Annotated in this window: 21 protein-coding genes; 7 read left to right on the forward strand and 14 right to left on the reverse strand. The window is 72.6% G+C overall.

The window, feature by feature from the left end; all coding sequences use genetic code 11:
* Positions 1–70: 70 nt before the first annotated feature.
* Together ACYBSK_RS05035 and ACYBSK_RS05040 are read right to left on the reverse strand one after the other, a co-directional pair.
* Positions 71–418 carry a hypothetical protein gene (locus ACYBSK_RS05035; protein WP_457475622.1) on the reverse strand — a complete coding sequence of 116 codons (348 nt, stop codon included), beginning with the start codon at positions 416–418 and terminating at the stop codon, positions 71–73.
* A complete protein-coding gene (locus tag ACYBSK_RS05040) occupies positions 415–720 on the reverse strand; it encodes a hypothetical protein (protein ID WP_457475623.1) in 306 nt (101 codons plus the stop codon). Before ACYBSK_RS05040 ends, ACYBSK_RS05035 begins: the two co-directional genes overlap by 4 nt.
* An 81-nt stretch (positions 721–801) precedes the next feature.
* Between ACYBSK_RS05040 and ACYBSK_RS05045 the strand changes: the two genes are divergently transcribed.
* From ACYBSK_RS05045 to ACYBSK_RS05060, 4 genes are all read left to right on the forward strand, one after another.
* Positions 802–1,557 carry a GntR family transcriptional regulator gene (locus ACYBSK_RS05045; RefSeq protein ID WP_460245301.1) on the forward strand — a complete coding sequence of 252 codons (756 nt, stop codon included), beginning with the start codon at positions 802–804 and terminating at the stop codon, positions 1,555–1,557.
* Positions 1,558–1,756: 199 nt separating this feature from the next.
* Entirely contained in the window at positions 1,757–3,421 is a 1,665-nt protein-coding gene (gene ettA / locus ACYBSK_RS05050; RefSeq protein WP_457475625.1) for an energy-dependent translational throttle protein EttA, read from the forward strand.
* The gene (locus ACYBSK_RS05055) at positions 3,421–3,843 is read left to right on the forward strand and encodes an acyl-CoA thioesterase (protein WP_457475626.1); all 423 of its coding nucleotides are present in this window, start codon (positions 3,421–3,423) and stop codon (positions 3,841–3,843) included. Before ettA ends, ACYBSK_RS05055 begins: the two co-directional genes overlap by 1 nt.
* Complete coding sequence (locus tag ACYBSK_RS05060; RefSeq protein ID WP_457475627.1) at positions 3,840–4,523, forward strand: hypothetical protein; 684 nt, start codon at positions 3,840–3,842, stop codon at positions 4,521–4,523. Before ACYBSK_RS05055 ends, ACYBSK_RS05060 begins: the two co-directional genes overlap by 4 nt.
* A 163-nt stretch (positions 4,524–4,686) precedes the next feature.
* Here the strand turns inward: ACYBSK_RS05060 and ACYBSK_RS05065 are convergent, their stop codons facing one another.
* Positions 4,687–5,091, reverse strand: coding sequence for a globin (locus tag ACYBSK_RS05065; RefSeq protein ID WP_457475628.1), 405 nt, complete (start codon positions 5,089–5,091; stop codon positions 4,687–4,689).
* A 103-nt stretch (positions 5,092–5,194) separates the two neighbouring features.
* Here ACYBSK_RS05065 and ACYBSK_RS05070 point away from each other — a divergent pair, with 103 nt between their 5' ends.
* The gene (locus ACYBSK_RS05070; RefSeq protein WP_460245302.1) at positions 5,195–6,184 is read left to right on the forward strand and encodes a methyltransferase domain-containing protein; all 990 of its coding nucleotides are present in this window, start codon (positions 5,195–5,197) and stop codon (positions 6,182–6,184) included.
* Between the two features lie 46 nt (positions 6,185–6,230).
* Here the strand turns inward: ACYBSK_RS05070 and ACYBSK_RS05075 are convergent, their stop codons facing one another.
* From ACYBSK_RS05075 to ACYBSK_RS05105, 7 genes are all read right to left on the reverse strand, one after another.
* The gene (locus tag ACYBSK_RS05075) at positions 6,231–7,490 is read right to left on the reverse strand and encodes an FHA domain-containing protein (protein WP_457475630.1); all 1,260 of its coding nucleotides are present in this window, start codon (positions 7,488–7,490) and stop codon (positions 6,231–6,233) included.
* A 70-nt stretch (positions 7,491–7,560) separates the two neighbouring features.
* Complete coding sequence (locus tag ACYBSK_RS05080; RefSeq protein ID WP_460245303.1) at positions 7,561–8,916, reverse strand: vWA domain-containing protein; 1,356 nt, start codon at positions 8,914–8,916, stop codon at positions 7,561–7,563.
* A 48-nt stretch (positions 8,917–8,964) separates the two neighbouring features.
* Complete coding sequence (locus ACYBSK_RS05085; RefSeq protein WP_460245304.1) at positions 8,965–10,260, reverse strand: protein phosphatase 2C domain-containing protein; 1,296 nt, start codon at positions 10,258–10,260, stop codon at positions 8,965–8,967.
* A gap of 2 nt (positions 10,261–10,262) precedes the next feature.
* Positions 10,263–13,106 (reverse strand): serine/threonine-protein kinase, encoded by a 2,844-nt coding sequence (locus ACYBSK_RS05090; protein ID WP_460246962.1) that lies wholly within the window; start codon positions 13,104–13,106, stop codon positions 10,263–10,265.
* A gap of 56 nt (positions 13,107–13,162) precedes the next feature.
* Positions 13,163–14,461: a hypothetical protein gene (locus tag ACYBSK_RS05095; protein ID WP_460245305.1), complete on the reverse strand. Its 1,299-nt coding sequence runs from the start codon at positions 14,459–14,461 to the stop codon at positions 13,163–13,165.
* Between the two features lie 70 nt (positions 14,462–14,531).
* On the reverse strand, positions 14,532–15,587 hold the full coding sequence (locus tag ACYBSK_RS05100; protein ID WP_460245306.1) for a glutamate ABC transporter substrate-binding protein: 1,056 nt from the start codon (positions 15,585–15,587) through the stop codon (positions 14,532–14,534).
* Positions 15,588–15,601: 14 nt separating this feature from the next.
* Entirely contained in the window at positions 15,602–17,053 is a 1,452-nt protein-coding gene (locus tag ACYBSK_RS05105; protein WP_460245307.1) for a hypothetical protein, read from the reverse strand.
* A gap of 222 nt (positions 17,054–17,275) precedes the next feature.
* Between ACYBSK_RS05105 and ACYBSK_RS05110 the strand changes: the two genes are divergently transcribed.
* Entirely contained in the window at positions 17,276–19,006 is a 1,731-nt protein-coding gene (locus ACYBSK_RS05110) for a serine/threonine-protein kinase (RefSeq protein WP_460245308.1), read from the forward strand.
* Here the strand turns inward: ACYBSK_RS05110 and ACYBSK_RS05115 are convergent.
* From ACYBSK_RS05115 to ACYBSK_RS05130, 4 genes are all read right to left on the reverse strand, one after another.
* Entirely contained in the window at positions 18,990–19,964 is a 975-nt protein-coding gene (locus tag ACYBSK_RS05115; RefSeq protein WP_460246963.1) for an N-acetylglucosamine kinase, read from the reverse strand. The genes ACYBSK_RS05110 and ACYBSK_RS05115 overlap by 17 nt on opposite strands.
* Positions 19,961–21,226 carry a 6-phospho-beta-glucosidase gene (locus tag ACYBSK_RS05120; RefSeq protein WP_460245309.1) on the reverse strand — a complete coding sequence of 422 codons (1,266 nt, stop codon included), beginning with the start codon at positions 21,224–21,226 and terminating at the stop codon, positions 19,961–19,963. Before ACYBSK_RS05120 ends, ACYBSK_RS05115 begins: the two co-directional genes overlap by 4 nt.
* Positions 21,227–21,276: 50 nt before the next feature.
* On the reverse strand, positions 21,277–22,404 hold the full coding sequence (locus ACYBSK_RS05125) for an ROK family transcriptional regulator (RefSeq protein WP_460246964.1): 1,128 nt from the start codon (positions 22,402–22,404) through the stop codon (positions 21,277–21,279).
* Positions 22,405–22,612: 208 nt separating this feature from the next.
* Positions 22,613–23,149, reverse strand: a complete 537-nt coding sequence (locus ACYBSK_RS05130; protein WP_356376788.1) for an HNH endonuclease — start codon at positions 23,147–23,149, stop codon at positions 22,613–22,615.
* Between the two features lie 315 nt (positions 23,150–23,464).
* On the opposite strand from ACYBSK_RS05130, the gene ACYBSK_RS05135 reads away from it, so the two are divergent.
* Positions 23,465–24,541, forward strand: coding sequence for a mechanosensitive ion channel family protein (locus tag ACYBSK_RS05135; RefSeq protein ID WP_457475638.1), 1,077 nt, complete (start codon positions 23,465–23,467; stop codon positions 24,539–24,541).
* The last annotated feature ends 25 nt before the right edge of the window (positions 24,542–24,566 follow it).

The following is a 24,566-nucleotide window of genomic DNA, read 5'->3' on the forward strand; positions in this document are numbered from 1 at the left end:
CCGGTCGAGATGGCGTCGCGTCCGTGCGCACAGTTTCCCAACCGCGGCCTGTCGCCCGGGGGCTGTGCCGTCAGCCGAACGCCGCCGCCGGCAACTGGGGTTCCTCGCCGCCCCGTTCGGAAGAGGGCGGGTCGGGGACGGAGAGGCGGCGGCCGCGGCTCACCGATACGCGCAGTGTGGCGCGGAGGGCGCCTGTCAGCTCGGTCGCGAGGAGGCGCAGTTCGTCCTGGGCGACGTCCTTCTCCGCGAGCGCGTCCAGCGCGTGCTCCAACAGCTCGGCCGCCATGCCCAGTTGTACGGCCTCCGTGTTGTCGGCCAGGCGGGACAAGTAGCTGTCCGCGCGGTCCGTGTCCAGGTAGCAGGGCTTTCCGTCGGGTCCTGACCAGGGGAGGAGCCGCAGCTCGTCCGGGTACGTCATCGTTCTCTTCTCGCTTCCGCGGGTGGTGCCAAGCCGATCAGCCCCCGGACGCCGTCCGCCGCGGAGGTTCCCTTGTGCACGAAGGCCCAGAGCGTGCGGCCCTTCAGGCTGTGGGCCAGGAGCCCGAACTGGTCGGCCTCCGCCACCGCCTCCAGGGCCTCCCGCCACGCCTCGGCGGAGAGCGAGTCGGAGGCTTCCGCCTCGATCGACACGTGATGGGCGTGCTGGGCCAGGCGTGGATGCAGGCCGAGGGCGGTCAGTCGCGCGGAAATGGCCTCGGCGTTCGCGTTCGAAGTCGTCACGACTACCACCCCCTGTCATTCGTACACTACGTTACGTAACGCTGGTTAACCAGATTAGGGCTAGTGGACTAGATTGTCCACATGCCTGAGCAACCGCCCTATCTCCGCATCGCCGACGTGCTCCGGAGGCGGGTCGCGGAGCGTGAGTGGACGCCGGGGGACCGGCTCCCCTCGCGAGCCCGGCTCGCCCGGGAGTGCGGAGTCGGCGAGAACGTCGTGCGGCGGGCGCAGGAACTGCTCATCTCGCAAGGGGTGTTGGAGGGGCGGGCCGGATCCGGGACGTACGTCGCCGCGGCGCGGGAGCGCGTGCGTGTGGTGCGGTCCGCGTCGCGCGAGCAGCCCGACGGGTCGCCGTTCCGTGCGGACATGCGGGCCGTCGGCAAGCAGGGCGACTGGGAGAGCCGCACCGAGGCCAAGGTGCCGGCGCCCGCCGAGATCGCCGGGCGGCTGGGCCTCGCCGAGGGCGATCTGTGCGTCCGCACCGTCTACGAGTTCCTGGCCGACGGCCGCCCCGTACAGCTGTCGACGAGCTGGGAACCGTACGACCTCACCGGCGGCACCCTCGTCGTCCTCCCCGAGGGCGGGCCGCACGCAGGGGTGGGCGTGGTGAACCGCATGGCCGCGATCAGCGTCACCGTCGCCCACGCCGTCGAGCAACCGGAACCGCGTCAGGCCACCGCCGAGGAGGCGTCCCTGCTGGGCATCCAGAAGAGCGCCCTGGTGACGCACATCCGGCGGACCTATTACAGCGATCAGGGCAGGCCCGTGGAGACCGCGGACATCGTCGTGCCCGCCGCCCTCTGCGAGATCGTGTACGAGATTCCCATCCGGCGATAGCGGCCCCGGCCGCGACGAGCAGTGACGGGTCGGCTACCCGAGTCCCTCGCGAACCCCCAGTTCAGGGCCCCGCCCCGATACGGGTTTCCGCCCAGCGGTGGCCGTACGGCAAGATGGGGTGTATCTGCCCTCACGCGGTGGAGCCGCAGCACGCGGGCCCCTTACTGCGATACACACTTCGACTGCCGGACGGTTTCTCTTGGCTGAGTTCATCTACACCATGCGCAAGGCGCGCAAGGCGCACGGCGACAAGGTGATCCTCGACGACGTCACCCTGAGCATGTACCCCGGGGCGAAGATCGGCGTGGTCGGCCCGAACGGTGCCGGTAAGTCGACCGTCCTGAAGATCATGGCGGGGCTCGAGCAGCCGTCGAACGGTGACGCCTTCCTCTCTCCTGGTTACAGCGTCGGCATCCTCATGCAGGAGCCGGAGCTGGACGAGGGCAAGACCGTTCTGGAGAACGTGCAGGACGGCGCCGCCGAGATCATGGGCAAGCTCAAGCGCTTCAACGAGGTCGCCGAGCTCATGGCCACGGATTACAGCGACGCGCTCATGGAGGAGATGGGCAAGCTCCAGGAGGACCTCGACCACGCCGACGCGTGGGACCTCGACGGTCAGCTGGAGCAGGCCATGGACGCGCTGGGCTGCCCGCCCGGTGACTGGCCCGTGACCAACCTCTCCGGTGGTGAGAAGCGCCGCGTCGCGCTCTGCAAGCTCCTCATCGAGGCGCCCGACCTGCTCCTCCTCGACGAGCCCACCAACCACCTCGACGCCGAGTCCGTGAACTGGCTGGAGCAGCACCTCGCCCAGTACAAGGGCACCGTCGTGGCCATCACCCACGACCGGTACTTCCTCGACAACGTCGCCGAGTGGATCCTCGAGCTCGACCGCGGGCGGGCCATCCCCTACGAGGGCAACTACTCGACCTACCTCCAGAAGAAGTCCGAGCGCCTCAAGGTCGAGGGCAAGAAGGACGAGAAGCGGCAGAAGCGGCTCAAGGAAGAGCTGGAGTGGGTGCGGTCCAACGCCAAGGGGCGCCAGACCAAGTCCAAGTCGCGTCTTGCCCGTTACGAGGAGATGGCCGCCGAGGCCGACAAGATGCGGAAGCTGGACTTCGAGGAGATCCAGATTCCGCCGGGCCCGCGCCTGGGCAACATCGTCGTCGAGGTCGAGCACCTCAGCAAGGCGTTCGGGGAGAAGGTGCTCATCGACGACCTCTCCTTCACGCTCCCGCGCAACGGCATCGTCGGTGTCATCGGCCCCAACGGTGCCGGTAAGACCACCCTGTTCAAGATGCTCCAGGGCTTCGAGACCCCCGACTCCGGGTCCATCAAGGTCGGCGACACCGTCAAGATCTCCTACGTCGACCAGAACCGCTCCAACATCGACCCGAAGAAGACCCTTTGGGCCGTCGTGAGCGATGAGCTCGACTACATCAATGTCGGGCAGGTTGAGATGCCCTCGCGGGCGTATGTCTCCGCGTTCGGGTTCAAGGGCCCCGACCAGCAGAAGCCTGCCGGTGTGCTCTCCGGTGGTGAGCGCAACCGTCTGAACCTCGCGCTCACCCTCAAGCAGGGCGGCAACCTGCTGCTCCTCGACGAGCCGACCAACGACCTCGATGTCGAGACCCTCAGCAGCCTTGAGAACGCGCTTCTCGAGTTCCCGGGCTGCGCTGTCGTCGTCTCCCACGACCGGTGGTTCCTGGACCGGGTCGCCACGCACATCCTCGCGTACGAGGGTGAGTCCAAGTGGTTCTGGTTCGAGGGCAACTTCGAGTCCTACGAGAAGAACAAGATCGAGCGGCTCGGTGCCGACGCCGCGCGTCCGCACCGCGCCACCTACAAGAAGCTGACCCGCGGCTGATGGCTCGCCACGTATACGCCTGCCCCCTGCGTTGGGCCGACATGGATGCCTACGGGCATGTCAACAACGTGGTGTTCCTCCGGTACTTGGAGGAAGCCCGTATCGACTTCCTGTTCCGGCCCGACAAGGACTTCCAGCAGGGGTCCGTCGTGGCGCGCCATGAGATCGACTACAAGCGGCAGTTGGTGCACCGGCACCGGCCCGTGGACATCGAGCTGTGGGTGAGTGAGATAAAGGCGGCCTCGTTCACGTTGTCGTACGAGGTCAAGGACGAGGACGTCGTGTACGTGCGTGCCTCCACGGTCGTCGTGCCGTTCGACTTCGAGGCGCAGCGGCCGCGGCGGATCACCGCCGAGGAGCGGGAGTTCCTGGGCGAGTACCGGGACGACGACGCGGACCGTTCGGAGGCGCTCGTCGCATGAGTGCGACCGTGCTGTTTCTGGCCGACGCGGGGGAGGCGGCGGATCTCGCCGCCTTCCTCGGCCGGCTGCTGCACTACGACAAGGCGGCCGCCGTGCGGCTGCGGGCGCAGGCCGGTGGGCAGGCGCTCGCGGTGTTCGGGCGGCCGCCTTCGTTCGAGGTGCTGGCCGTGCGTACGGCGCGGTTGCTCAAGCCGTACGAGGACGGGATCGCGGAATCCCTCGACGTGACCGTGTCCGCGGGGGAGTTGCTCGATTCGATCGACGACTCCGCGGCGACCGTGGCGGTTCCGGCCGCCGTCACCGGGCCGCCGTGGGCGGGGGTGCTGCCGCCGCTGCGTGGGTGGGAGCGGGTGGCGGGGTTCCCGGACGTGGATGCGTTGCGGGGGCTGGTGAAGGCGGCGGTGGCCGAATTCCGGGCGCGTGTGGAGCGGTTGGCGCCCGAGGAGCGTACGCGGGGGGAGCTCGACCGCATCGGCGGTGAGGTCTGGTCGCGGGAGATCGGTGAGAGTGGGGCGCCGGTGCGGGTGGTCCATGCGGCGGCGTCCCTTGGGTTCCTGCGTGGGGCCGAGGTCGATCTGGTGGTGGCGGGGGCGTGGGTGCGGTTGCGCTCCGCTTATGGGTCGGTGGCGGTGCGGAGGGCGTCCGCCGGGTTCGGTGGGCTTTCCGTCAGCCCCTTGTGAGCGAGGCCCCGGCCGGGGGTGCGGTCGCGGGGCTCCGCCCCGGGCCCCGCTGCTCAATCGCCGCAGGGGCTCCAAAGATCGGGGCTCTGCCCCGGGCCCCGCTGCTCAAGCGCCGCAGGGGCTTGAAATGCGCTGCTCAAGCGCCGCAGGGGCTTGGAGTGCTTCAGCCCGCCGTGTTGACCATGGAAGCCGCCGCGTAGGTGAGGTAGTTCCAGAGGGTGCGTTCGTGTTCCTCGGAGAGGTTGAGGTCCTCCACCGCTGCCTGCATGTGCTTGAGCCACGCGTCGTGGGCGGCGCGGTCGACCTGGAAGGGGGCGTGGCGCATGCGGAGGCGGGGGTGGCCGCGGTTGTCGCTGTAGGTGCGGGGGCCGCCCCAGTACTGCATCAGGAAGAGGGCGAGGCGCTCCTCGGCCGGGCCCAGGTCCTCCTCGGGGTACATGGGCCGCAGCAGCGGGTCCTGTGCGACGCCCTCGTAGAAGCGGTGCACCAGGCGGCGGAAGGTCTCCTCGCCGCCCACCTGCTCGTAGAAGGTCTGCTCCTGGAGTGCGTCGCGCGGGGTTTCAGTCACCCCTCCATGGTCTCAGACGCACCGGCCGGGGACCGGGGTCCTAGGACCCTTCCGTTCCGGAGCGGGGCTCGCTGTTTCGGCGGACGCGCAGCACAGTGGACATATGGGCGCAGAGCACACCCGGAACCTGGAGGAGCTCGCCGTACGGGCGCGGGCCGGACTCGTGCGCGAGATCGATCACAGTGGTGCCTGGGCCGCGGACCCGGTGTGGCGGGAGGCGTTCGCCGAGGTACCGCGGCACCTGTTCGTGCCGTACTACTTTCTCGGCGTACCCGGGGGATACGAGCGGTTGTGGGGGGAGCATCCCGACCCCGAGAGGCGCGAGCGGTGGGTGCGGGGGGCCTATGCGGACGAGCCGCTGGCCACCCGGCTGCGGGACGGGGAGCTGGTGTCGTCGAGCAGCCAGCCGTCGCTCATGGCGCGGATGCTCGTGGAGCTGCGCGTACGGGACGGGGACCGGGTCCTGGAGATCGGGGCGGGCACCGGGTACAACGCGGCGCTGCTGGCGCACCGGGTCGGTGAGGAGAACGTCACGTCCGTCGACCTCGATCCGGAGATCACGGAGTCGGCGCGCGGCCACCTGGCCGCCGCCGGGTACCGGCCGGCCGTCGTCACGGGCGACGGGATGCGGGGCTGCCCGCAGCGGGCGCCCTACGACCGGATCATGGCGACCTGTGCGCTGCCCTCGATACCGGTGGAGTGGCTGGGCCAGTGCGCGCCCGGAGCACGGATTCTCGCCCCGGTGGCGACGGGGCTGGTGGTTCTCGACGTGTGCCCCGGTGAGGCGCCGTACGCGCAGGGGCGGTTTCTGCGCACGCCCGCGTACTTCATGGCGCTGCGCGGTGGCGGGGGACGGGCGCCGGGGCCGCGGCTCGGGGGAGTGCCGCGCGACGTGCTGCGGGACCAGTTGTTCCGGTTCCTGCTGGCGCTGGCCTCCGGTCACCTCGACGCGCGCGAGGCGCTCGCGCTGTGGGAGGAGCGGGGCAGGCCCGAGCGCGAACGGTTCGGGATGACCGTGCGCGCCGACCGCCAGTGGGCCTGGCTCGACGATCCGGACGGACCCCACACATGGGAATTGCCGGGCACCCACTAGGCCGACAGGCCCGAGGCGCCCGGCAACGTCCTGCCGCCGTGTCCGCTCAGCCGCGTCGGATCGTGATCGTCGTCCACGCTCCGACGTGCACCCGGTCACCGTCCTGGAGCGGCACCGGGACGAACGGCTGGATCGGTTCGTCGCCGCCGTTGACGGTCGTGCCGTTCGTGGAGTTCTGGTCGACGACCGCCCACGTGCCGTCCGGCTGCTGCACGAGCACCGCGTGCTGGTGCGAGACGCCCGGGTCCTCCGGCGGCACCGACAGGTCGATGTCGGGGGACTCCCCGGTGGAGTGGCGGCGGCGGCCGATCGAGATCTGGTTCCCGGTGAGCTGGCGCTGCTGCTCCGGCGAGTACGCGGGCAGGTTGAGCCCCGAGGCCTCGGGGCCGCTGCGCTGCATCATCGCCATGAAGTAGTCGCGGTCCGGGCCGATCGTCGCCGACCACGTCAGCGGGCCCTGCTGCTCCTGGTGGAACGGCGGCGGCGTCGTCGAGGGACCCGACGGGGGCGTCAGCGTCCAGTCGTCCCCGGCCGGGCCGCCGAACGACGGGCCGGGCGGCGGCGGGGGCGGCCCCTGCGGGTCGTGGTGCTGCGGGAAGCCGGGCGGCGGGGGCTGCATGGGCCCGGGCTGCACGGGCTGCGCGGGACCGGGCGGCGGCGGACCGGGGTGACCGGTCGGCGGACCCTGAGGCGGGCCCTGCTGCGGCGGACCCGGCTGCGCGGGCGGCGCCGGGGCGGGCGGGGCGGACTGCTGCTGGAAGCCCTGCGGGCCACCGCCGCCCGTGCCGTTGTGCCCCGGACCGTCGAACGACGGCGGGGGCGGCGTCTGCCCGGACGGCTCGTTTCCGAACGGGGACGGCGGGATCGGCTCCGCGGGCCGGTTCATCTGCGAGGGCCGCGAGCCCTGGTACTCGTAACTGTCGGGGCCGGGCGGCGGCTGCTGGAAGCGCAGCGCCGGGTTCGGGCCCCCGGGGCCGGGCGCACCGGGACCGCCCTGGCCGCCCGACGTGGGCAGCGGCGGGTTCGGGGCCGCCGGGGTGTACGACGTCGCCGTGTTCGTGAGGAAGTTCCAGCGGCACTCCTCACAGAACGGCGCGCCGCCCTCACGCGGCGTGCGGCACTGCGGGCACAGTTCGGGTGTGCCTGCCCCACCCTGCGGCGCCTGCGGCGGCGCCGGCTGCGGATAGCCGTAGCCGGCGGCCGGGGGCGGCGGAGGGGGCGGGGGCACGGCACCGGCCATGCGGTGACCGCAGACCTCGCACCAGTCGTCGGAACCCGACTGGTGTCCGTTCGGGCAGGTCGGCATGTCGGCGCTTCCCCCTCTCCTTCAAGTGCAAGCCGGGCTTGCGGTAGTGCGTGGGTGGTTTCTTCGATGATTACTTCTTGACGCGAACCGTCTTCGTCGACCGGGTCTCGAGAGTCATCTCGTCGGCCTCCGCGACCTTCGCCTTCAATCGAACAGTACCTTCCGCGGCGTCCACCACGTCCACCACCTTCGAAAGCAGCTTCGCCGTATCCGCGTTCCCAGAGAGCGCCGCGAGCTGCACCGCGCGGCCCAGCTTCGCGGTGGCCCCGTCCGCATCGCCCGACTTTCGGGCGTCGAGTCCCTGCTGGATGACTTGTGCCAGTTCCGCCTGGCCCGTGTAGTGGGCGACCTGCGGGTTGATGGACGTAGAGGCCACCATGTCGTCCGTCCACACCGCGCGGACGAGGCCCTGTGCCCCGGGCGCCACGGCCTGCGCCGAGCCGTCCGGCTGCGGGATCACCAGGGAGACGCGGGCCGCGAGCATCTCCTGGCCCAGCTCGGCGTTCGGGACCCGCACGCACACGTGGTAGTCGCGGGACTCGTCGCCCCAGGAGCCGGTGGGGTAGTCGCCCGCCCGCGGGCCCGCCTCGGTGCGGCGGTCCGTCAACTCCTCCATCGTGGGCGCCACTTGCTTCACGAACGCGACCTCGGAGCCGAGCGGCGTCCACAGCCGCAGGCTCACGTCCGCGACCTCCTTGCCCATCGCCGTCTCCATCATCTGCGTGAAGTCCTCGGCGAGATGGGCCGGGTCGGCAACGATGTCGGCGGTGCCGAGGAGGGCCGAGGCGATGCCCGTGACCTCCTTCACCTCCCAGTCCGTGCCGACGCCGCGGGCGTCGCAGGTGAACCGGCCCGCGCAGGCGTCCAGCGTGGCCCGCAGCTCGTCCGGCGACTCGTGCTCGTTGCGCCCGTCGGTGAGTAGGATGCCGTGCTTGATCGTGACGTCCGCCGACCCCAGGAGCGTGTCGGCCAGCCGCAGCCAGGTGCCGATCGCCGTGCCCCCGCCCGCCGACAGCTTGCGCAGCGCGTGCTTGGCCTGCCCGCGCGTGGTCGCGTCCGCGACGGCGAGACGGCCGCTGCCGGGGTAGACCTCCTTGGCCACGTGCGTGCCCGCGATCACCGCGAAGTGCACGCCGTCGCGCAGCGCGTCGATCGCGGCGGCCGAGGCCTCGCGCGCGCCCCGCATCTTGGTCGTCGGATAGTCCATGGAGCCGGAGCAGTCCACCATCAGCGCCACCGCGGCGTCCGGACCGCCGCCCGCCGCGCTGTAGAGGTGCGGCGCGCCGACCGCGCCGCCCACGGTGCCGCCCCCGGTCGAGGTCACCGTGACGATCGCGTTGACCTCGCGGCCGCCCTCCGGCAGGTACTCGTTCTGGTAGACCTCGACGCTGAACTGCGGAACGTGCGATTTCGAGAAATTGGCCATAATGTCAAGTCCCCCCTGAACAAGACCATTTGCCCGCTGTTCTCGCGGTTACGCCGATCCTGCCCCCGTCTGCGCCACGGGGAACGGCAGGACCGCCACTGTTACGTTGTCGTGGCCCCCGCCGTCGAGCGCGTGTCCGACGAGGACCTGCGCGCCGTGCAGCGGGCGGCGGGCGGCGTCGGTGGGCAGCACCCGGGCCATGTCGTCGGCGGACTCCGCGTAGTTCCACAGCCCGTCCGTGCAGACCACGATCACGCCGGGGCGGTCCGGCTTGAACGACGCGGTGTGCGGCTCCAGTTCGTACGCGTCCGCGCCGAGCCAGCCCGTGATCGCGTGCGCCCGCTCGTCCGCGTACGCCTCCGCCTCGCTCATCAGGCCCGCCGCCACCATCTGCGCGGCCCACGAGTCGTCCTCGGTGAGCCGGGCCGCGGGCGCCTCGCGGTCGTCGGGCACCCAGTAGGCGCGCGAGTCGCCGACCCAGCCGACGACGAGCAGCTCCTTGGTGACGACGGACGCGACGAACGTGCACGCCGGCGCGTTCTGGTGCGGCTTGTGCTCGCGGGCCGTCTCGGGCTCCTGCGCCAGCGCGTTGACCGCCTCCGCCGCCGCGACGATCGACTCGTGCATGGCCTGCTGCGGGTGCGTGCCGCGCGGCAGCGCCTCGTGCAGCGCCTCGTTGGCGGAGCGGGTCGCGGCGAGCGAGGCGTCGTCCGGGCGGGTCGCCGACGACACCCCGTCGCAGACCACGGCGACGACGGCCGCCGAGCCGTCGGGCAGCGCGGCGGAGGAGATCGCGAAGGCGTCCTCGTTCCTGTGGTGCCGCAGCCCCCGGTCGCTGACCGCGGCGACCGCGTCCAACTCCTGCTCCATGTGGTCCCGTTCGCGCGGCTGCGCGTGCCCGCAGTTCTCGCAGTAGCCGTCCGGGTCCACGTGCCCGGAGCGGCAGGCCACGCACAGCTTGGTGCCGGCCGCGGGCGTGGCGGCGTCCAGCTCCTCGGGCGTCGCGGTGCGCGGGTCGGGCGCCGCGAGCGGGAACCCGTCGTCGGCCTCCGGCCCGTCGAAGCGCACGGCGGTGGGGAGTTCGGAGCCGTCCGACGCCGTGCCCTGGAGGTCGGTCGGCAGGTGCTCCGGGGCGGGCACGTCCGAACTGTCCCGGTCCGGCGCGGTCGGCCACTCGACGGAAGCGGGCTCCTCGGCGGCGGCGTCCACCGCCGCGGGCCGCGGCGGGCCTCCGGCCGAGGAAAGGTCGTATCCGCACGCCCCGCAGAAGCGATCTGCCTCTTCCAGAGGCTCCTCGCAGCTGGGACACACTGACATAGCGGCCGCCTTGTGCGTCTGCGACATCCTCACACCCACGTCCGGGGGCGGTAGCGGTTGGCCCGCTCCACCAGTTCGATCCTCTCCTCGCCGCGCTGAGCGAGCCTGGCCAGGGTCCGGTACGAGCGCTCCAGACCGAGGCGGAGACCGCGCTCGTCCAGATCGCTGCCGAGAACCACCGTGCTCACGGGGCCCTGCGCAGGACCGGAACCCTGCCTACCGGAGAGTACCCAGTCCAGCGCCGTGCCGAGCACCTCGGTGGACAACTGCTCGCGGCGCACCGCGTCGAGGCCGAACGAGTCGAGCGCCTCGACCTGCCCCGCGGCGGCCGTCAGATCGCCCAGCAGCGGATCCCCGTTCACCCCCTGCGCCATGCGCCCCCGCAGCCGCGCCCGCACCGCGGCGACCCGCGCCGCCGTGTAGTGGATCGACGACTCGGGCACCGACTCCAGGGTGCGCACCGCGCCGCCCCGGTCACCGGAGGCGAGCTGCACGCGCGCGAGGCCGAACGCCGCGCTGACGTAACTCGGATCCGTCGACCACACCAGGCGGTAGTACTCCGCCGCGTTGTCGAGCTGGCCCAGCACCTCCGCGCACACGCCGAGCGCCAGCTTCGGTGCGGGCTCGCCGGGGAACGCGTCGTAGATCGCGTCGAAGGACAGCGCCGCGTTGGTGTGGTCGCCGGTCGCCAGCGCCGCGACGCCCCGGTACCAGACCACCCGCCAGTCGTCCGGATGGTCGGCCTCCAGGGCCGCCAGACCCCGGGCCGCCGAGTCGAGTTCGCCCATCTCCAGGCGGGCCCGCAGCTCCCGCAGGCGCAGTTCGAGGGAGCCCGTCGGCGCCGCGTGCAGGGCCGCGATCAGCTCGGCGGGGGCCGACGTCATCAGGCCCGCGAGGAACCCCGCGTTCGGGTCGCCGGGGTCCACGCGCGGCACCGGGAGCGCCAGCGCCGTGCCCTGTCCCTGCAACGGCTTGACGAGTTCGGCGGAGGACGGCGGCAGCGCGGGCTGCGGCGGCACGGCCGGCAGCGCCTGCCCCGCCCTCCGCCGCGTGCGCACGGGCGTCTGCCGCGCCCCGAGGGGTGACACCTCGCCCTCGAAGCGGCCGAACAACTCCGTGTCCGTGACCTTCACTTCGGGCCCGAACAGCGTCGACAGGGCGGGCCTCGGGCGGCCCGTCTGGAGCGCGACGACCTCGCGCAGCACCCCGGTCAGCTGCTCGGCCATCTCCTGCGCGGAGGCGAACCGGCGGGCCGGATCCGGGTCCGTGGCGCGCACCAGGAGCCGGTAGAACGACTCGTAACGGCGGAAGACCTCGATGTTGTCGGGGTCGGGCAGGGAGTCCACGAACACGTTCGTGTAGCCCTGGAAGTCGAAGGTGAGCAGGGCGAGCGTACGGGCCACGGTGTAGAGGTCCGAGGCGACCGACGGGCCCAGCTCCGCGACCTCCGGCGCCTGGAAGCCGACCGTGCCGTAGATCGCGGACTCGTCGTCGTCCATCCGGCGGACCGCGCCCATGTCGATGAGCTTGAGCTGGTCCTCGGTCTGGATCGCGTTGTCGACCTTGAAGTCGCAGTAGAGGAGGTTGCGGCTGTGCAGATGGCCGAGCGCCTCCAGCGCCTCGATGCCGTACGCGCACGCCTGCTCCACCGGCAGCGGGTCCCGCCGTCCCTGCGGAGTGCGCCGCTCGTTGGCGATCTCCTTCAGGGACTTGCCGCCGACGTACTCCATGACGATGTAGCCGTCCAGGGAGCCGGTGCGCGGGTCGAGGTGCTCGACGAAGTTGTAGATCCGCACGATGTTGGAGTGCTCGATCTCCGCCAGGAAGCGGCGCTCCGAGATCGCGGCGGCCATCGCGTCCTGGTCGCCCGTGTCGAGCAGGCCCTTGAGGACCACCCAGCGGTCGGACACGGCGCGGTCTATCGCCAGGTACACCCAGCCGAGGCCGCCGTGCGCGAGACAGCCCACGACCTCGTACTGGCCGTGCACGACGTCGCCCGCGTCCAGCTTCGGCACGAAGGAGTACGGGTGGCCGCACTTGGTGCAGAACCCTTCCGTCCGGCCCGGCCGGTCGCCGCGCGAACGGCCCACCGGGGCACCGCAGTCCGAGCGCGAGCAGAACCGCTTGCGCTCCGGCACCTCGGGGTGCTCCTGCACCATCGCGCGCGGGTCGGGGCGCGGCACGTCCGGCACCGAGACCAGGCCCACGCCGAGCCGCGCCCGGCCCGAACCGCTCGCGCCCGCCCCGGAGCTGCGCACCGACACCGACCGCGACGTCGAACTCCCCGACAGGGAGCGGGAGAGCCGGCCCGACACCGATCTGCGGGACTGCGAGGAGCGCGCCGAGGTCCGCGCCGACCGGGACGAGGACCGCGAGCCGGAGCTCTGCGAACCGCGGTGCCCGCCACCGGCGATGCCCGTCGGCGGCGACGCCACCATCCCGCTCGGCGACACCACCGGGGCGAGCCCGCACGTGTCGCAGTACAGCTCGCCGCCGCCCATGTCCTCGTACGACCCGGAACACCCGGGGCGCTGGCAGGACGACGCCGCGGCGGGCGCGGCCGGCGCGGCCGCGAGGGCCTGCGGACGGGCGGCGGGCCGGTGCGTGGCGGCGCTGTCCCCGGCGCCGAACCGCGGCCCGCCGACGACCGGCGAGCCGTTGCGCGCCGGGGTGGCGCCGGAGCCGGGGGGCGCGGCGCCCACGCCGGACGGGCCGCCGAACGTCGACGCGGCGCGCGGGTCGGCGACCGGCGATCCGTTCGGCGCCACGGTGGCGCCGGAGCCGCCGGAGGCCACCCCGCTGCCGGGCGTACCCGCCGCGCCGGACTCCTGCGCCCTGAGGCCGCACGTGTCGCAGTACAGCTCCCCGCCCATGTCCTCGTACGACCCCGTGCACCCGGGCCGCGTGCACCTGCCCGCCTCGACCACGACTACGACTCCCCCCTGTCCATGGGGGCGGCGAGCACATCTCTCGCCGCCCGCTGATATCTCAGCACCGCCGCCTCCGCCGCGCGCAGGTCGCAGGGCGCGCTCCACAGCATGCGCCGCGCCGCGTCGTACCGCTCCACTAGGAACGGATCCTCGGCGTAACCGAGCGTCGCCACCTTCGCCTTGTACGCGTCGAGCCGTCCGCGCAGCTCCGCGCGGACCGCCAGCGGCGCCGTCACGGCCGTCAACGACTCGCGGGCGCGCAGCAGTTCGTCCTCGGCCTTCGTCTCCAGCGACTCCAGGAGCGGCGACAGCCGGTTCCACTGGCCGTGCCTGCGGTACTCGGCGGCCGTCGCCAACTGCTCCTGGAGCACCGTCGGCGGGCCCGACACCGCGGGCACGTCCGACCCGGCTATCTTCGCCAGCACCTCACCGCGCGCCGAGCGCGCCTCGGCGAGCGTACGGTCCGCGCGCGACAGCACGTCCCGCAGCCGGCCGAGCCGCACCTCCGCGTCCTGCCGCACGCCCAGCACGGCCTCGATCTCGCGGCGCACGTCCTCCAGGGCGCGCGCCTCCCGGTCGTAGGCCGTGGTGTCGGGGCGGCCGCCGCCCGGCGCCGAACTCCCCGACGCCTTCTGCCAGTACGACAGCGGGTCGGAGACCACTTCCTCACGCATCCGGGCCAGGGACTTGGTGATCCGCTCCAGGTCGTCGCCCGCCGGGTGCTCCCCGGGGCGCACCCCCACGGAGTGCGCGAGCTGCCGGGTGCGGCCCAGCTCGGCGGCGAGCAGGTCGATCCGGGCGGGCAGCGCCGACCACACCGCGTCGGCGGCCACCACCATGTCGAGGGACGACGCGTACAGCGCGTTCATCCGGTCGACGAGCGCCGCCAGCGTGAACTGCTCGGACAGCTTGGCCGGTCCGGTGATCTCCGGTGAGGAGCCGCCCGCGCCCGGGTCGGAGGCGATCGTGACGGACTCGCCGCGCAGCAGCTCGGTCAGCTCCACCAGGTCGCCGCGGCTGGGGACACGGCGCCGCGAACGGACCTCGCGCGCCGTGCGCAGCGTCCCCGCGTACGCGTCGAAGTACGCCCACAACAGCGTGATCTCCTGCTCGGCCGAGGCCCAGCGCTCCCGCGTCGTCCCGGTCAGCCGGGCGCCCTCCAGGAGACGGCGCCCCGCGTGGTCCTGGAGGGCGAGCAGGGACGTCTCGATCGCCTCGTGCTCCGCGCCGAGCCGGGCCAGGGCACGGTCCACCTCGTCCCGGTCCAGCACCGGACCAGCGGGTCCCGCGACGCCCATCGATCACCTCTCGTTTCCCGAGTCCTGCTCAAGTCCCTGCCGTGCCGTGCTCCGTGCCGCGCGGGCGCCGCTACTTGTACTTCGGTGCGGGCGGGCCGTCGGACGCTCCGAGCGCCGGCTTCAGCCACTTGTCGTAACTGTCCTTCCAGCCGCCGTCCTTGCGGTAGTCCTCCAGGACCCGGTTGACCCTGCGCACCAGGTCGTCCGCGCCCTTCTTCATGGCGACGCCGTAGTACTCCTCGGTGTACGGCTCGCCCTTGAGCTGCACCGTCGGGTCCTGCGCGGCCTGGCTCGCGGCGAGCGCGCCGTCGGTGACCACCGCGTCGACCTCGCCGAGCTGGAGCCGCACCAGGCAGTCCAGCTGGTTCGGCACCGTCGTGGAGATGTCGGTGCTCTGCGGCAGCCCGCCGTCGTCGACGGACTTCTTCTTGGCCTCCCGCAGCGACTCCTCGGCGGTGGAACCCGCCGCCGTGCAGATCCGTTTGTCCGCGAGCGTCGGCCCGTACCCCTCGATGTCCGAGGTCTTGGGGGCGAGCACCTGCTGGCCGGTCTGGAAGTAGCCGGTGGAGAACGTGACGTCCTCGAGGCGCTCGCAGCTGATGGTCATCGTGCGCACCACCATGTCGACGTCGCCGCGCTGGATCGCCGGGATCCGCTCGTTGGTGGGGATGGCGCGGAACCGGATCGCGTCCCTGTCGCCGAGGATGTCGCCCGCGATCTCGTGGGCGAGATCGATGTCGAAGCCCTCCAACTCGTTCTTCTTCGACGTGCTGTTGGGGTCCCGGTAGCCCCAGCGGTAGCTGTTCTGGTCGACGCCGACCGAGAGGTAGCCGCGCTCCTTGATCGCCCGGACCGCCTCGCCGCTCTCGCTGCCCGAGGGGGACAGGCTGCGCTCCGGCTCCCTGCCCTTCACCGACGGGTCGCAGGCCGCGGCCCTGGCCGGCTGTCCCTCGGCGACGCCGCCCGGCACATAGCCGGTGCCGCCGTCGCCCGCGGGGCGCGCCTGCGTCGTCACCGGGAGCACCAGCGCGAACACGGCCGTGAGGGCGCAGGCCACCGCCATGCCCGCCACGCCGCCCCAGCCGCGCAGGGTCACCCTCCGCGTCGTCCTTCGCTCGTCGTTCATCGCCGCACCCCCTCTCACCGGTACTCCGAAAGCCTGCGCCCGATACCGAGCACCGCGCCGCCCGCGGCGAGCACCGCCAGCACGGCGGCGCCCACGGGCAGTCCGGTCATCGCGTCACGGCCTCCGCTCGCCTCGGTGCTGAACTGACGCTGCTCGTGCTGGAGGGCCGTGTCGAGATTCGTGTCCACCAGATCGAAGCACTCACCCGTCGGCTTGTCCTGCTTCGAACCGATGATCTTGTCGAGGGCGCCCTGGTAGTTGCCCGAGTCGTCCTGCTCGCGGGCGTCCTTGTGGCGTTTCTGCCACTCCTGCATGCTCGCGTTCGCCTTGGTCACGGGCGCGCGGCCGGTGTCGTCGCCCTCGTCGTCGGCGAGCGCGTGCGCGGCGGTCAGCTTGGTCGCGAGTGCCTTCATCTGCTTCTGGAAGTCGACGTCGTACTTGTCCTTGGTCTCGCCGTTCACGGAGACGGTCTCGGCGCCGCGGCTGACGAGCGTCAGGTTCTCGCTGCCGCGCGCCTTCAGGGACGCGATGCTCGCGTCGTGCAGCACGTTCAGGGACCGTACGCCATGGTCGTAGGACGCACTGAGTCCGCTGCGCGCGACGGTGTGTCCCACGACGAGCCAGAGCAGCACCACCGTCGACGCGGCGGTGGCGGCGAGCAGCCCCTGGTTGAACACCCGGTTCGTACGACGGTAGTTGCGCCGCTGCGCCCAGGCGAGACCCGCGAGGGCGAGGACGCCGAGGGCGATGGCGATCCACGGGTAGGGCGTCGCCGCGTCGTAGTCGCTGCGCAGCCGCTGGTTCTCCGTCTTGTAGAGGTCCTCGGCCTTCGGGAGCATCTCGGTCTGCATCTTCTCGTTCGCGTACCGCAGATACGCGCCGCCCAGCGGGAAACCCTGCCGGTTGTTGGCACGGGCCCGCTCGATGAGGCCCTTGTACTGCGGCAGCAGCCGGTTCAGCTCCGCGATCGTCCGGGCCGACCGGGTGTCGGGGTCGGTGCTGGTCGCCGCGGTCACCAGCTTCGCCGCCGCGTTCCTGATGTCCCGCTCGTACCGGTCGCGCACCGCCGCCGGCTCCTGGCCCCCCGCCAGGAAGCCGCTGGACGCCGCCGTGTTGGCGTCGGCGAGCGAGCGGTAGATGTCGGCCGCGTCGGCGCTCAGCGGCTGGCTGGAGTGCAGCACGTCGTCCGCGGCCGTCGAACGGTCCGTCATCTGCCACGCCGTCGTCGCCCCGAACGCCACGACGAGCAGCGCGAGTACGGCCCCGATGATGCGCAGCCGCCCCGGCTCGGTCGTGGCCGCCGCCTTCAGCCGGTCGACGCCTTCCGCCCAGGCGGTACGCCGCTTCGGCTCGGGCGGACCGGGTGGCGGCCCGCCCCGCTGCGCCTGCGGTGGCACGCCCGGAATCGACGGCGCGGCGGCGGGACGCTCCGGTGGCGCCACGCTCCCGTTCGACGGGTATGTCACTTCGACCCTCCCCCATGGTCGTACGTCGGTCGCAAGTATCGCTGCCGCGACCGACATCCGCACAGGCATTGACTGGATCATGTGCGGAACGCACGGACCGCGCGCACGCGTGGCCCCGAATCAGAACACGTGCCCGCACGCCCGTCGGTTCCCTGGTGGGAGCCCGTGGATCAGCTCACCGAACTCGAACAACAGCTCCATCCCGTGTGACAGGCTCTCCCCGTGGATCCCTTGCGCGCGAACGACCCCCAAGTCATCGGAACGTACGCCCTGTTGAGCAGGCTCGGCGCGGGCGGCATGGGACAGGTGTATCTGGGGAGGTCGCCCGGCGGGCGGCTCGTGGCGATCAAGGTGATCCGCGACGAGATCACCGACCACCCCGAGGCGCTGGCGCGCTTCAGACGGGAGGTCGACACGGTGCGCGCGGTGCGCAGCGCCTACACCGCGAGCCTCATCGACGCCTCGCTCGACGCGGCCCCGTACTGGCTGGCCACCGAGTACGTGGCGGGCCCCACCCTCGCCAGGGCCGTCGGCGCGCAGGGACCGCTGCCCGCCGCCACGTGCGTGGCGCTCGGCGCCGCGCTCGCCGAGGGGCTCGCGGCCGTGCACGCCTACGAGGTCACCCACCGGGACCTGAAGCCGCAGAACGTGATCCTGGCCGCGCAGGGCCCCCAGTTGATCGACTTCGGGATCGCCAGGGGCGCCGCCCAGACCGCCCTGACCGACCCCGGCGGCACCCCGGGCACCCCCGGCTTCACCGCGCCCGAGGTGCTGATGGGCCGCGCATCGGGCCCCGCCGCCGACGTGTTCGCCCTGGGCGCGACCCTCGCGTACGCCGCCACCGGCAGGCCCCCGTTCGGCTCGGGCGAACCCGCCGGGGTGAGCTACCGCGCGGTGCACGAGCCGATCGACCTCGCGGGGGTGCCCGAGCCGCTCGGCGGACTCGTCGAGGCCTGCGTCGCCAAGGACCCGGCCAGGCGGCCCACGCCCGCCGAGGTGATCGCCCGCTGCTCCGTGCGCACCGCGCTCGTCGAGGACCCGGCGTACGCGGCGCTCGTCGGCCCCGGTGAACCGGTCCCCACGGGGCCCGCGCCCGCGGCGCCGACGCCCACGCAGCCCGGCCCGCACGCGCTGCCCACCCAGGGCGCCCCGGCGCCGTACGGCTACACGCCCACGTATCTGCCGCCCGCCCCCGCCTCCCGCCGCAGGGGCTGGATCCTGGGCACGTCGGCCGGGCTCGGCGCGGCGGCGCTGGGCGTGGCGGCGGTGCTGATCGCGCAGAACCTCATGGGCGGCGACGGCGATCCGGACGCGCGCGGCGGGGGCGGCGGGAAGCCGACCGGGTCGTCGAGCGCGTCGCGGCCGTCGTCGCCGAGCGCCTCGGCGTCCCCGGCGAAGGACCGGCCGAAGTACATCGACAACAACCGCATCAGCCGCGACTACTGGACGGCCGACGACAGCGAACAGGGCGGCGCGTGCAACATGCCCGCCGAGGAGCGGTACGAGAACTTCCAGACGACCGTGGAGCCCGACCGCGCGACCGGAGAGGTGGAGGTGGCCTTCCGCGACAAGTACGCCCCGCAGGGCGAGAAGGGGCACAAGCCCTACTACGTCGCGGCCGCCGTGAAGCCCCCGCACGACATCGACCCGGACACCGGCAAGCCGTACGACCTGGGGGAGGGGCGCACGACGCAGAACCTCCAGATCGGTTACTCGTCCGTGCCCGTCGACCTGTACGACGTGCCGGTGAAGGGCGATGACCCGCTGATCGGGCAGGCCCGGCTCACCTACCCCGACGACTTCGAGTCGTGGGTCGAGGGCAAGCGGGTCGCCGACAAGGGCATTCCCCTCGGCAACGACCCGGGCGACTGGACCGTGCTGTTCTTCCATGTGAAGAACGACCCGTCCGACTACACCCTCATCGGGTGCAGCGGCTTCACCTGGCCGCGCTGAAGAACTCCCGCACGCGCGCGTGCACCCGCGGCGGGGCGCCCACCGCGTCGAGGCCGAGGAGCGCCGCCCCCAGCACCGGGCGTTCCGCCACCACGCAGGGCACCGCGCGCGGTGCCCTCGCGGCCAGCGACGCGGCGATCCGGTCGTTCAGTCGCGGATGGCGGGCCGCCAGCACGCTGCCACCGAGGAGGACCGGGACCTCCGCCTCCAGCAGGTCGAGGCGGCGCAGCGCCACCGTCGCCATCGCCACGACCTCGTCGGCCATCCGGTCGACCAGGGAGCGGGCCACCGGGTCGCCGGACGCCGCCGTGGCGAAGAGGACCGGGGTGAGTTCGTGGCGGCGGGCCGACGGGATGCGGCCCAGGTGCAGCGCCTCGATCAGGGCGTACATGGAGCCGAGGCCGAAGTGGGCGGGCAGGTCGCGTGCCAGGGCCGTGGGGTCGCCGCGGCCGTCCTCCGCGCGGGCGGCGAACCAGAGGGCCTCCTCGGCGAGGCCGCCACCGCCGCCCCAGTCGCCCGAGAGCCGGCCGATCGCGGGAAAGCGGGCCGTGCGGCCGTCGGGGAGCATGCCCGCGCAGTTGACGCCCGCCCCGCAGACCACGGCGACGCCGCGCGGTTCCGCGTCCTCCAGGAGCCCGGCGCGCAGCACGGCGAAGGTGTCGTTGCGGACGTCGACCCGCGATCCCCAGCGGCGGGCGGTCAGGGCCTGCGCCAACTCCCGCTCCTCCACCGGGAGATCGGCGTTCGCGAGGCAGGCCGAGACGTGGTCGACCGCGGCCACGCCCGCCTGTGCGAACGCCCGGTCGACCGCCTCCGCCAGGACGTCCACGGCCGGTTCGGCGTTCGACCGGTGCGGCTGGAAGCCGCCGCCGCGGGCCGTGCCGAGGACGGTGCCGTCGGCGGCGACCACCGCGACGTCCGTCTTGCTGTTCCCCGCGTCGACGGCGAGGACGGTCATGCCCACGCGAGGTGCTCCCGGTTGTGCGCGATCAGTTCGTCCGTGAGGCGGTCGGCGTACTCGGCCTGGCCGATCAGCGGGTGGGAGAGGAGCGCCGTGAAGACGCGGTCCCGGCCGCCCTTGAGGGCCGCCTCCAGGGCGAGGTCCTCGTACGCCGTGACGTTCGCGATCAGGCCCGCGTACAGGGGGTTGAGCGTCGGCACGGGCAGCGGCTTCGCGCCCTTCGCGTCGACCGCGGTCTGGACCTCGATCACCGCGTCGTCGGGGAGGAAGGGGAGCGTGCCGTTGTTGTACGTGTTCACCACCTGGTAAGGGGAGCCCCCGCCGCCGAGGAGCGACGCGGCCAGGTCGACCGCCGCCTCGCTGTAGAACGCGCCGCCCCGCTTGGCGAGCAGCTCGGGCTTCTCGTCGAGCGCCGGATCGCCGTACATGGCCAGCAACTCGCGCTCCATCTGCGCCACTTGGGCGGCGCGGGACGGCTTGGTGCGCAGCTCCCGTACGACCGCGTCGTGCTGGTAGTAGTAGCGCAGGTAGTAGGACGGGACGACGCCGAGGCGGTCGACGAGGGTGCGCGGCATGTGCAGGTCCTCGGCGACGGCGTCGCCGTGCGCGGCGAGCAGGCGCGGCAGCACGTCCTCGCCGCCGGGGCCGCCCAGGCGCACACCCAGCTCCCACGTGAGGTGGTTGAGGCCGACGTGGTCCAGGTGCACCTGTGCGGGAGGCACGTCGAGCAGCCTGGCGAACTTGCGCTGGAAGCCGATCGCCACGTTGCACAGGCCGACGGCCCTGTGCCCGGCCTGGAGCAGCGCGCGCGTCACGATGCCGACCGGGTTGGTGAAGTCGATGATCCAGGCGTCCGGGTTGGCGCGGCGCACGCGTGCGGCGATGTCGAGGACGACGGGCACGGTCCGCAGCGCCTTCGCGAGGCCGCCCGCACCGGTCGTCTCCTGTCCGACGCAGCCGCACTCCAGCGGCCACGTCTCGTCCTGGTTCCGGGCGGCCTGCCCGCCGACGCGCAGCTGGAGCAGGACCGCGTCGGCGTCGGCGACGCCCGCGTCCACGTCGGACGTCGTCCGTATGACGCCGGGGTGGCCCTGCTTGGCGAAGATGCGGCGGGCGAGGCCGCCGACGAGTTCCAGGCGGTCGGCCGCCGGGTCGACGAGGACCAGCTCCTCGATCGGCAGCGTGTCCCGCAGCCGCGCGAATCCGTCGATGAGTTCGGGTGTGTAGGTCGATCCTCCGCCGACCACGGCGAGCTTCATGCACCGGTTCCTTCTGTGGAAGTGGGCGTACGTCAGCCGTACGCGCGGGTTCAGGCGTTGCTCGTGTCGAAGACGCGGGCGCGGGCCCGGTCGAGGGCGGCGCTCAGGGCCCCGGTGAGGACGGGGTCGTCCGTGAGGCCGCTGAGGCGGAGCAGGGGGAGGGGCAGGGCGAGCCCGGTGAGCCGTTCCTCCACCCGGTCGCGCAGCGCCTCGCCGCCCGCCCTGGCCACCTGCCCGGACAGCACGACGAGGGCTGGGTCGACGACCGCGACCACCGCGGCGAGCCCGGTCGCGAGCCGCAGGGCCACCTCGTCCAGGACCCGGCCGTCGCCCATCGCCTCGCCCAAGTCCTCCACGCCACCCGCGAGTTCACGGACCGCGGCGGCCGCGACGAGGCTCTGCAGGCCGCCGCCCCCGTCCGCGCGGGCCACCGCGTCGGAGCCGCCGCGCGCCAGGGGAGCGCCGGGCAGGGGCATGTAGCCGATCTCCCCGGCGCCGCCGGTCGCCCCGCGCAGCGGCCTCCCGCCGAGCACGATCGCGGCGCCGACGCCCTCGTCGACGTAGGCGAGCACGAAGTCGTCGTGGCCCCGCGCGGCGCCCTCGTGCCGCTCGGCGACCGCCGCGAGGTTGACGTCGTTCTCGATGGTGACGGGCGTGCCGAGCACCCGGGCGAGGTCGTCGCGCAGCGTGCGGGAGTGCCAGCCCGGCAGGTGCGGGGCGTAGCGGAGCAGGCCGGTGCCCGGGTCGATGGCGCCGGGGGTGCCGATGACCGTGGCGGTCAGGTCGCCGCGCCCGAGCCCCGCTTGGCGCAGCGCCCCGTCGACGGCCTCGGCGACGAGCTGCGCGGTGCGGTGCCGGGCGTCCTCGCCGACGGCGTCGGCCTCGACGCGGCAGCGGCCGCGCTCGGTGCCGGTGATGTCGGCGACGACGGCGGTGAGGCCGGCCGGTCCTGCGGACAGGGCGGCGACGTGCGCGGCGCCGGGGGCGATCTCGTAGAGCAGGGCGTTGGGTCCGGGGCGGCCGGTCTGGCTGCCGGTGGTGCGGACGAGCCCGGCGGCTTCGAGGCGGCCGAGGAGCTGGGAGGCCGTCGGCTTGGACAGGCCGGTCAGCTCGCCGATCCGGGTGCGGGTGAGCGGGCCGTGGGCGACGAGGAGGTCGAGCGCGGCGCGGTCGTTCATGGCGCGCAGGTCGCGGGGGGTGGCGGCCACTGCGGGGTTCCCGTCTCCTCGGACCGTGACTGTTAGGAAGGTTTCCTATCAGAGTGCGAGGACGGTAAGGCGCCCGTGCGGAGGACGTCAAGAGGAGGGGAGGGGTCACGCACCCGCAGTGCGCGACCCCTCCCTCGGGCGGTCGGGGAGGGCGGGACGACGAAGGCCCGGATCGGCGTCAGGCTGAGATGCCTTCGATCCGGGCCAGCGCCTCGTCCGCGCCGAACGGCTGCAAATACGGCAGCCAGCGCGGATCCCGGTGTCCGGTCCCGATGATGCGCCACGCGAGACCCGTCGGCGGAGCCGGCGCGTGGCGCAGCCGCCAGCCGATCTCCACGAGGTGACGGTCGGCCTTCACATGGTTGCAGCGGCGGCACGACGCCACCACGTTCTCCCAGGCGTGCTGACCCCCGCGACTGCGCGGGATCACGTGGTCGACGCTGGTTGCGACGCCACCGCAGTACATGCACCGGCCGCCGTCACGGGCGAACAGTGCGCGTCGGGTCAGAGGAACGGGCCCCCGGTAGGGAACCCGGACGAAACGCTTGAGCCGGACGACGCTGGGAGCGGCGACAGTACGTGTTGCGCTGTGCATGAAGGCGCCGGACTCCTCGAGGCACGTGGCCTTGTTCTCGAGGACGAGTACGAGCGCGCGGCGGAGCGGTACGACGCCGAGGGGCTCGTACGACGCGTTGAGGACCAGGACATGCGGCACGGATGCCTCCTTGTACGCCGGCGGCGCGTGGCTCGCGCCGGGACGATCTCCCAGCCAGTCTCCCCTCATGGCTGGTCATGGCGCCACCATGTCCACGTAACGGGCTGGGAGTGTTTTCGACCACAGGCACTTCCTGCCCGGTCCGGAGCGTCCGGAGACCCAAGGCCCGCGGGGCGGCCCGGAGTGAGCACGGTCTCTCCCTGGAACATCACGACGATCCACACACAATGCCCCGTTAGTGTGGTGGATCTGCCCGCTCCTGTCCCCGAGCACTGTCCCGAGGCGGGCAGATGGCTACGCCTGGAGGTACCTGCCGTGATCTTGTCCGTCCTGTCGGCCACGGGGGCGAGCGATGCCTCGTCCGACCCCGCGAAACCCACCCTCAAGGACGCCCAGGAGCAGGCCGGGCAGGCCGCCAGCTGGGTCGAGCAGAACTGGTCGGCCTGGCTGAGCGTCGGTCTGCGGATCCTGCTGATCGTCGTCATCGCCTTCGTGCTGCGCGCCGTGATACGCCGCACCATCACCAAGTTCGTCGCCCGAATGAACCGCAGGAGCGAGACCGGCGCGACCTCCGCGCTCGGCGGACTCCTCGTGAACGTGGAGCGCCGGCGGCAGCGCTCGGAGGCCATCGGCAGCGTGCTGCGCTCGGTGGCCTCGTTCCTGATCCTGGGCACCGCGGCGCTGATGGTGCTCGGCGCCTTCAAGATCAACCTCGCGCCGCTGCTCGCCTCCGCCGGTGTCGCCGGTGTCGCGATCGGTTTCGGCGCGCGCAACCTCGTGACCGACTTCCTCTCCGGCGTCTTCATGATCCTGGAGGACCAGTACGGCGTAGGCGACACGATCGACGCGGGCGTCGCGTCCGGTGAGGTCATCGAGGTCGGCCTGCGCGTCACGAAGCTGCGGGGCGAAGAGGGCGAGATCTGGTACGTGCGCAACGGCGAGGTCAAGCGGATCGGCAACCTCTCCCAGGGCTGGTCCACCGCCGCCGTCGACGTCACCGTCCGCGCCGACGAGGACCTCGACAAGGTGCGGGCGACGCTGACCGAGGTCGCCGAGGAGATGAGCAAGTCCGAGCCGTGGAACGAGATGCTGTGGGGACCGGTCGAGGTGCTCGGCCTGGACAGCGTGCTGCTCGACTCCATGGTGGTCGGCGTCTCCGCCAAGACCATGCCCGGCAAGTCCCTGACCATCGCGCGCGAACTGCGCTGGCGCATCAAGCAGGCCTTCGACGCGGCGGGCATCCGCATCGTCGGCGGCATCCCGCTCCAGCCGGAGGGCGAGCCCCCGGCCGACCCGACGGCCGGCGTGTCGGCCCCCTCGGCGTACGCGTCGACGACGTCCCCGCAGTCCCTGGCGGCGTCGCCGATACCGCCGACGAATCTGTCGAAGTAGCGACCGGGGCTACGGAGAACGGGGG

This window comes from Streptomyces sp. BYX5S, assembly GCF_054724165.1.

What these genes read in the sequence shown, in the direction of transcription:
- ACYBSK_RS05035 (WP_457475622.1), bottom strand. Translation starts at nt 418, where the DNA reads ATGACGTACCCGGACGAGCTGCGGCTCCTCCCCTGGTCAGGACCCGAC.
- ACYBSK_RS05045 (WP_460245301.1), top strand. Translation starts at nt 802, where the DNA reads ATGCCTGAGCAACCGCCCTATCTCCGCATCGCCGACGTGCTCCGGAGG.
- ACYBSK_RS05055 (WP_457475626.1), top strand. Translation starts at nt 3,421, where the DNA reads ATGGCTCGCCACGTATACGCCTGCCCCCTGCGTTGGGCCGACATGGAT.
- ACYBSK_RS05060 (WP_457475627.1), top strand. Translation starts at nt 3,840, where the DNA reads ATGAGTGCGACCGTGCTGTTTCTGGCCGACGCGGGGGAGGCGGCGGAT.
- ACYBSK_RS05070 (WP_460245302.1), top strand. Translation starts at nt 5,195, where the DNA reads ATGGGCGCAGAGCACACCCGGAACCTGGAGGAGCTCGCCGTACGGGCG.
- ACYBSK_RS05075 (WP_457475630.1), bottom strand. Translation starts at nt 7,490, where the DNA reads ATGCCGACCTGCCCGAACGGACACCAGTCGGGTTCCGACGACTGGTGC.
- ACYBSK_RS05080 (WP_460245303.1), bottom strand. Translation starts at nt 8,916, where the DNA reads ATGGCCAATTTCTCGAAATCGCACGTTCCGCAGTTCAGCGTCGAGGTC.
- ACYBSK_RS05085 (WP_460245304.1), bottom strand. Translation starts at nt 10,260, where the DNA reads ATGTCGCAGACGCACAAGGCGGCCGCTATGTCAGTGTGTCCCAGCTGC.
- ACYBSK_RS05090 (WP_460246962.1), bottom strand. Translation starts at nt 13,106, where the DNA reads ATGGGCGGGGAGCTGTACTGCGACACGTGCGGCCTCAGGGCGCAGGAG.
- ACYBSK_RS05095 (WP_460245305.1), bottom strand. Translation starts at nt 14,461, where the DNA reads ATGGGCGTCGCGGGACCCGCTGGTCCGGTGCTGGACCGGGACGAGGTG.
- ACYBSK_RS05100 (WP_460245306.1), bottom strand. Translation starts at nt 15,587, where the DNA reads ATGAACGACGAGCGAAGGACGACGCGGAGGGTGACCCTGCGCGGCTGG.
- ACYBSK_RS05115 (WP_460246963.1), bottom strand. Translation starts at nt 19,964, where the DNA reads ATGACCGTCCTCGCCGTCGACGCGGGGAACAGCAAGACGGACGTCGCG.
- ACYBSK_RS05120 (WP_460245309.1), bottom strand. Translation starts at nt 21,226, where the DNA reads ATGAAGCTCGCCGTGGTCGGCGGAGGATCGACCTACACACCCGAACTC.
- ACYBSK_RS05125 (WP_460246964.1), bottom strand. Translation starts at nt 22,404, where the DNA reads ATGAACGACCGCGCCGCGCTCGACCTCCTCGTCGCCCACGGCCCGCTC.